Annotated in this window: 5 protein-coding genes; 3 read left to right on the top strand and 2 right to left on the bottom strand. The window is 73.7% G+C overall.

Annotated features, from left to right (window positions below; translation table 11 throughout):
- Positions 1-190: 190 nt before the first annotated feature.
- The 3 genes from ACWGJO_RS40340 to ACWGJO_RS40330 are packed head-to-tail and all read left to right on the top strand — an operon-like array spanning position 191 to position 4,068.
- Positions 191-2,110, top strand: coding sequence for a RiPP maturation radical SAM C-methyltransferase (locus ACWGJO_RS40340; protein ID WP_452190759.1), 1,920 nt, complete (start codon positions 191-193; stop codon positions 2,108-2,110).
- Entirely contained in the window at positions 2,110-2,742 is a 633-nt protein-coding gene (locus ACWGJO_RS40335; RefSeq protein WP_452190757.1) for a DUF5825 family protein, read from the top strand. Before ACWGJO_RS40340 ends, ACWGJO_RS40335 begins: the two co-directional genes overlap by 1 nt.
- A gap of 3 nt (positions 2,743-2,745) precedes the next feature.
- A complete protein-coding gene (locus ACWGJO_RS40330) occupies positions 2,746-4,068 on the top strand; it encodes an MFS transporter (protein ID WP_359912541.1) in 1,323 nt (440 codons plus the stop codon).
- Positions 4,069-4,165: 97 nt separating this feature from the next.
- Here ACWGJO_RS40330 and gndA read toward each other — a convergent pair whose 3' ends face one another.
- The gene (gene gndA / locus ACWGJO_RS40325) at positions 4,166-5,620 is read right to left on the bottom strand and encodes an NADP-dependent phosphogluconate dehydrogenase (RefSeq protein ID WP_452190755.1); all 1,455 of its coding nucleotides are present in this window, start codon (positions 5,618-5,620) and stop codon (positions 4,166-4,168) included.
- Positions 5,621-5,781: 161 nt separating this feature from the next.
- Entirely contained in the window at positions 5,782-7,131 is a 1,350-nt protein-coding gene (locus tag ACWGJO_RS40320) for an MFS transporter (RefSeq protein WP_452190753.1), read from the bottom strand.
- Positions 7,132-7,337 lie beyond the last annotated feature (206 nt).

Genomic DNA, 7,337 nt, shown 5'->3' with positions numbered 1-7,337 from the left:
ATGGGCGCCCCGGTCGACCCGATGGGGCCGCCCATGACCGCGAGCAGCACCCGGCCCGGCCCCAGGCCGCGGGTGCCCCGCAACCGGGGGTGCCGGGGCGCGGGGCCGCCCCCCGGGCCCCCCCCCCCGCGGGGCCCCCCCCGCCTCTCCACTGTCCTCTTCACCGTCCGAGAGTCCGAAAGGCCAGGGAATGCGTATCGCGCTCGTCTCCATGCCGTGGCAGGCCCTGGAGATGCCGTCGCTCCAGGTCGGTCTCCTGCACGCACTCGTCGCCCGGGAACGGCCGGCCGACGAGGTCGCCGAGTACCACGGGTGGCTGCGCTGGGCCGAGTTCCTGCTGGAGCACAGCGACGGCGAACTGACCCCGACGGAGTACATGACCGTCGCCGACGACCAGGTGTTCGACGGCTTCGGCGACTGGGTCTTCTCCGGCAGCCTCTACGACGACGACCAGTGGGGCACCGAGCAGCTCACCGCCTACGCGGCCCGCACCGGATCGTCGATCGACAGCCTGCTGCGGATGCGCCCGCACGCCGCACGGTTCATCGCCGAGGCCGCCCGTGAGGTGCTCGCCACCGACCCCGACGTGGTCGGCATGACCACGACCTTCCTGCAGAACGTGCCCTCGCTCGCCCTCGCCCGGGAGATCAAGCGCCTGCGGCCCGAGGTCGTCACCGTGCTGGGCGGCAGCAACTGCGACAGCGTCATGGGCCACGCCCTGCACCGCAACCACCCCTTCCTGGACCACGTCGTGCGCGGGGAGGCCGAGAAGACCTTCCCGGCGCTGCTCGCCCACATCGAGCGCGGCACGGCCCCCGCGGACGTCCCCGGGGTCTGCTGGTGGGACGGCGGCACCTCGCGTGCCAACCGGGAGGCCCGCGGCACCGTCCCGATCGGACTGCTGCCCAGCCCCGACTTCGACGCCTGGCAGGAGTCCTTCGACTCCTCCCCGGTGGCCGAGTTCGTCGAGCCCAAGCTCGTGGTGGAGGGTGCCCGCGGCTGCTGGTGGGGCGAGAAGCACCACTGCACCTTCTGCGGGCTCAACGGCAGCCTGATGGAGTTCCGTTCGAAGAACGGCGAACAGCTCTGGTCCGAGATCGAACGGCTCGTCCAGCGGCACAAGTTGCTCGATGTCATCACGGTCGACAACATCATCAGCATGGACTACTTCCGTGACTTCCTGCCACGGGCCGCCGACAGCGGGTGGGACCTGCGCATCCACTACGAGGTGAAGTCGAACCTCAGCCAGGAGCAGATCGCCCTGCTGGGCCGCGCCCGGGTCACCCACGTCCAGCCCGGCATCGAGAGCCTGAACAGCCGGGTGCTCGGTCTGATGGACAAGGGGGTCACCGGCGCCCGCAACGTCCGTACCATGCGGGAGTGCGAGAACCACGCGCTCACCTGCGTCTGGAACTACCTCTACGGGTTCCCGGGCGAACGCGACGAGGACTACACGGAGATCATCGACCAGATGCCCGCCCTGCGCCACCTCCAGCCCCCGGGCGGTGCCACCCGCATCGCGCTGGAACGGTTCAGCCCGCACTTCACCAACCCCGCGCTGGGCTTCACCGAGCGCCGCCCCGCCGACATCTACCAGCACGTCTACCAGCTGCCGCGGGAGGAACTGGAGGACCTGGTCTACCTGTTCGACGCCCCGGCCACCGGCATCCAGGGCGAGCTGGAACGCCGGCTGGCGGAGGAGATCGACCGCTGGACGGAGGCCTACCCGTCCTCCCGGCTCCTGCTCGAACCGGCCGCGGACGGCAGCACCCCCGGCGACGGCGGCGAGGAGGGGGACCTGCTCGTCCACGACGAACGCGAGGGCTGGCCGCGGCGCACCCACCGGCTGACGCACTGGCGGGCCGCCGCGTTCCGCGAGCTGGAGCACGGCCGCACGCTCCCCGCCCTGCACCGCCGCCTGGCCGAGGCCGGGTACGAGGTCCCGCTGGACACGCTCACCGACTGGGGGCGCGAACTCCTCGCGCACGGACTGGTGTTCAAGGACGGCGACACCCTGCTCGCACTGCCCACCCGGGCGGTGCCGGTCCGCGCACCCGACCTGGACACCGCGTTCCCGGCCGCCCTCCCCACCCCCGAGGAGGTGGCGTGATGCCGATCGCCAAGCCCTCCCTCGCGGCGCCGGACCTGCCGGACCTGCCGGACACGGTCCCCCACCGGGTGGACGGCCGGCTGGTCGTCCTCGCCGGGCCGGTCCCCCTCGGCGCGGGCGGGCGGCCCGCCGCCGAGGCCGTCCGGCTGCTGCGCGAGTGCCAGAGCCACGTGCTCCCGGTGCGGTGGTCCCTGGCTCCGGACGACCCGGCGCTGCGGGACCCCTCCGCCGCCGACTTCGCCCTCCACCACCTGCACCACCTGCCGCCGCCCGCCCCGCAGGATCCCGGGACCGCTGACCCCTCCGGGGCCACGGAGACCGAACCCGCTCTGGCCCAGTGGCGCTCCGCCTACGCGTACGGGCGGTTCTACTACCGGCAGGGACCGGGCTTCCTCCAGGTCAGGGACCGCCGGGACCCGGACGCCTCGGCCCGCTTCGCGCTGGACCACCCCGACCTGGTGGCCACCTTCCTGGCCTGCCTGACCCCCACCGCCCTGGACGACCTCAGCAGTACGGGCCGTGAGGCCGTGTCCGTCCTGGCGTCCGAAGGCCTCGTGCTCGTCACGCGGGGCTGGGCGGTGACACTGCCTCCACGCATCCGCCACTGGACCGTGCCCGACACAGGAGTCTGATACATGGGATCTTCCACGGCCGAGGAGTCGTCCGTACCCGCGGAGTCCGGCCCGCCCGCGACCCCGCCCCCGGCCCCGGAATCCGTGCCGCTGCGCCGGCACCGTCCGCTGCTGCTGCTGGTCACGGAGCAGATGACCAGCTCGGTGGGACGCCAGGTCACCGCGCTGGCGCTGCCGCTGCTGGCCATCGCCCACCTGCACGCCGGCCCGCTGGGCGCCTCGGCGCTGATGGCGATGACCTACCTGCCCGGCGTCCTGCTCAGCCCCCTCATCGGCGTCGCCGTCGACCGGGCCCGGCTGCGGCGGATGCTGGTCTCGCTGTCCTGGCTGCAGGTCCCCGCCATCGGCAGCGTGCCGCTCGCGGCCGCGCTGGACGGCCTGACCTGGCCGCACCTGTTCGCCGCGGCCGCCGCCTCCGGGGCGCTGAACTCCGCCCAGAGCGTCGCGCTGCAGTCCTGTCTGCCCCGCGTCGTGCCCGCGGAACGCCTGCTGCCGGCCAACTCCTCGCTCACCGGCGCCCGGACCATCGGCCTGATCGGCGGGCCCGCGCTCGGCGGCCTCCTGATCAGCGTGATCGACCCGGCCCCGGCGCTGCTGGTCGAGTGCGCCGCCTACCTCGTCGGCGGGGCCCTGTTCCTCGCGCTGCCGACCTCCCTGAACCGGCCGGCGAACGCGGGCAGCGGCGCGCGCTCCCGCCTCGAAGCCCTGCGGGAAGGCCTGGCGGTCATCCGGCGCGAGACCCTGCTGCGCCGCCAGGCCCTGGCCGCGGCCGGACTCAACCTGGGCGGCGGGGCCGGCGGCGGCCTGTTCGTCCTGTACGCCGACCGGGAACTGCAGCTGCCCCCGTGGCAGCTCGGCGCCGTCTACGCGGCGTACGCCGTCGGGATGGGCTCCGGTGTGCTGGCCGCGACCTCCGTCACCCGTTCGCTGGGCATGGCCCGGGCCATCCGGCTGTGCGCCGTGGGCGCGGGGGCCGCGCTCTTCCTCATCCCGGCGGCCTCCCTGGGGCTGCCCTTCCCGGTCCTGGTGCTGTACCAGCTGCTGTTCGGACTGCTGGCCACCGTCTGGTCGATCGCCATGACCACGGGGCGCCAACTCGTCACCCCCGCCCACCTGCTGGGCCGCGTGAACGCCTTTCTCCAGGCCGTGCTGACCGCCACCCTGCCCGTCGGCGCCTTCGTCGGCGGATGGCTGGCCTCCCGGGTCGGCATCGTGCCGGTGCTGGTCGGGGCGGCGGCGGTCGCCCTGGCGGGCGCGAGCAGCCTCTGGTTCCCGCGCGACATGCTCGCCGAGATCGAGCGGGCGGCGGAGCGGAAGAAGGCCTGAGCCCGCCCCCGGGTCCCGCCGGCCCCTGAGCTCCGTCGTCCCCGCACCCGCCGTCCCCGAGCACGCGGCCGGGCCGGCCGGGCCGGCCGGTGACGCGCTACGCCGTCCCGCCGTCCGTCCGCACCTCGGGGCGGCCGGGCTCGGCCCAGCGCGTGTGGAAGCTGCCCGGACGGTCGGTGCGGCGGTAGGTGTGGGCGCCGAAGAAGTCGCGCTGCCCCTGGATCAGCGCGGCGGGCAGGTGCTCGCTGCGCAGGGTGTCGTAGAAGGCGAGCGCGGCGGAGAACGCCGGCACGGGGATGCCGTGCTGGGCCGCGCCGGCCACCACCGTGCGCCAGGCCGCCTGGGCGTCGGAGACCTCGGCCGCGAACTGCTCCTCGGCGAGCAGGCTGACCAGGTCGGGGTTGGCGGCGTGGGCGGCGCGGATCCGGTCGAGGAACGCGGCGCGGATGATGCAGCCGCCGCGCCAGATCCTCGCCACCGCCCCCAGGTCGATGTCCCAGCCGTACTCGGCCGCGGCGTCGCAGATCATGGTCCAGCCCTGGTCGTAGGCGATGACCTTCGACGCGTAGAGGGCCTGTTCGACGTCGCGGGTGAAGCGCTCGGCCTCGTGCGGGCGCAGTTCCTGCCGGGTCCCCCCGGGCAGCGGCCGGTAGGCTGCCCGCAGTCCGGCCCGGGCGGAGGCGACCCGGGCGAAGGTGGCCTGAGCGATGGCGGTGACCGGGGACCCGAGGTCGAGGGCGGTCTGCACCGTCCAGCGTCCGGTGCCCTTCTGCTCCGCGGCGTCCTGGACGATGTCGACGAAGGGCCTGCCGGTGGCGGCGTCGGTGTGGGCGAGAACCTCGGCGGTGATCTCGATCAGGTAGGAGTCGAGCCGCCCCTTGTTCCAGTTCCGGAAGGTCTCGGCGATCTCGGCGGGGGTGTACCCGCCGACCTCCCGCAGGAGGTGGTAGGCCTCGGCGATGAGCTGCATGTCGGCGTACTCGATGCCGTTGTGCACCATCTTCACGAAGTGGCCGGCCCCGTCGGTGCCGATGTGGGTGCAGCACGGATCGCCGTCCACGTGGGCGCTGATCCGCTCCAGCATCGGGCCGAGGACGGCGTAGGACTCGGCGGAGCCGCCGGGCATGACCGAGGGGCCGTGCAGCGCACCCTCCTCCCCACCGGAGACGCCGCTGCCGACGAAGTGGATGCCGCGTTCGCGCAGCGCCCGCTCCCGGCGGCGGGTGTCGGCGAAGTGGGCGTTGCCGCCGTCGATGATCATGTCGCCCGCTTCCAGCAGCGGGGCGAACTCCTCGATGACCTCGTCGGTGGCCTGCCCGGCCTTCACCATGATCAGGAGCCGGCGAGGCCGTTCCAGCGCGGCCACCAGCTCCTGCGGCGAGCCCGCCGGGACGAACGCGCCCTCGTGGCCGAACTCCTCGACCAGCGCCGTGGTCCGTCCCGGCGTGCGGTTGTGCACCGCGACCGTGTAGCCGTTGCGGGCGAAGTTCCGCGCCAGGTTGCGGCCCATCACCGCGAGCCCCGTCACGCCGATCTGTGCGGATGCCTCCATGGGCGGGTGCTTCCTTCCTCGGGGAGTTCCCCGGCCGGGCCCGCGGGTCCTGCGCCGCGGCCGCCCGGGCCGGCCGTACCCATGCTCACAACCCGCGCCCTCCCGCCGCGCGGGGAACTCCCCCGTTCAGGTGCCCCGGGCCCGCGGCGACGCCCGGCGTCTCAGCGGACCGCCTCGACCGGCTCCGCGTCCGCCTCCGGGTCCGTCTCCGCGTCCGCCTCGGGGTCCGTCTCGGGGTCCGTCTCCGGCCGGCGCACGGACATGTGCCCGGTCGGCAGGTCCCGGTGGCCGCGGATCGGGGAGCAGTAGAGGAAGAGGGCCGCCGCCGGTACGCCCGCGGTCAGGATCCACAGGGCCGGACGCAGACCGAGCCAGGTGCCGAGCGCGCCGCCGAGCACGGCGCCCAGCGGCATCGTGCCGTAGTTGAGGAACGCGGAGCTCGCGACGAGCCGGCCGAGCACGCCGCTCGGGCAGTAGCTCTGGACGAACCCGGACTTGAGCACATTGCCCGCCACCACGCCGATCGACACCCCGGCGTAGGCGAGGACGACCATCGTCAGCCCCCAGCCGGGGCCGGCCAGCGGGATGAGCAGGGCCAGCGCCGGCAGCACCAGCTCGAACATCAGCAGGGAGCGGCCGGTGCCCAGCCTGGCGCTGACCCGGCGCACGACGAAGGCTCCCAGCACGCCGCCGACACCGCTGACCATCGCCAGGCTGCCGATCGTCCCGGAGGACAGGCCGATCTCACGGACCAGGAAGACCACGGTGAGCGACTGGTACCCGGACAGGGCGAGGTTGGACGCCGCTCCGAAGAGCGCCAGGCTCCGCAGGAAGGGGTCGCCGAAGAGCAGCCCCAGTCCTTCCCGGATCTCCTTGGCCATGGCGCCGCGCGGTCGTTCGACCCGCTCGGGGGCGGCCTCCCGGTGCCGGATGCCGACCAGGCAGAGCGTCGCGAGCAGGAAGGTCGTCGTGTTGACCAGCATCCCGTTGGCCGCGCCCGCGAGTTGGATGAGCAGGCCGCCGCAGCCGAGCCCGACGATCTGCGCCGCGGAGGCGCTGCCCTGGAGCTTGGCGTTGCCCTCGGCCTGGTCCTCCGGCTTCACCAGGTCCGGCAGGTAGGCGGTGTACGCGGTCTGGAAGAACACCGTGGCGGCGCCCGCGAGCAGGGCGACGAGCAGGAGTTGACCAACCTTCAGCACTCCCGCCCAGGCCGCCACGGGAACGCTGGCGAAGAGCACGAAGCAGACGATGTTGGCCCAGAACATCACCTGCCTGCGCCTCAGCCGGTCCACCCAGACCCCCACCGGCAGCCCGATGATCAGCCACGGCACCCAGGGCGCCGCGCTCAGCAGGCTCACCTCGAAGGTGTCGGCGTGCAGGGTCGAAACGGCGATCAACGGGACGGCGAGAACCGTGACCGACTGACCGAAGCGCCCCGCGGTCTCGCCCAACCAGAGGAGCCGGAAGTCCCGGTGGCGGCGGAGCAGGCCACCACGTGTGTCATTGCCCATCGATCGCTCCAATTTCTCGAGGAAGGGAAGCCGAACCGTCCGAAACCGCCCGCTGGCCGGGCCCCCTCCTGCTCGCCGGGCGATGCCGGGACGAGCAGGAGGGCCGTCGCGCGGCCCGTGTGCCGACCCGCCCACCGGGCGCCGCTCCAGCACCTAAGAACCCTCCCGCACGCCCCCCGGGCGGGGGGCGAGGGACCGGGCCGACA

The sequence above is a fragment of the Kitasatospora sp. NPDC054795 genome (assembly GCF_053611565.1).
Note: the sequence above shows the minus strand (reverse complement) of the source record. Positions and strands in the feature narration are given on the sequence as shown.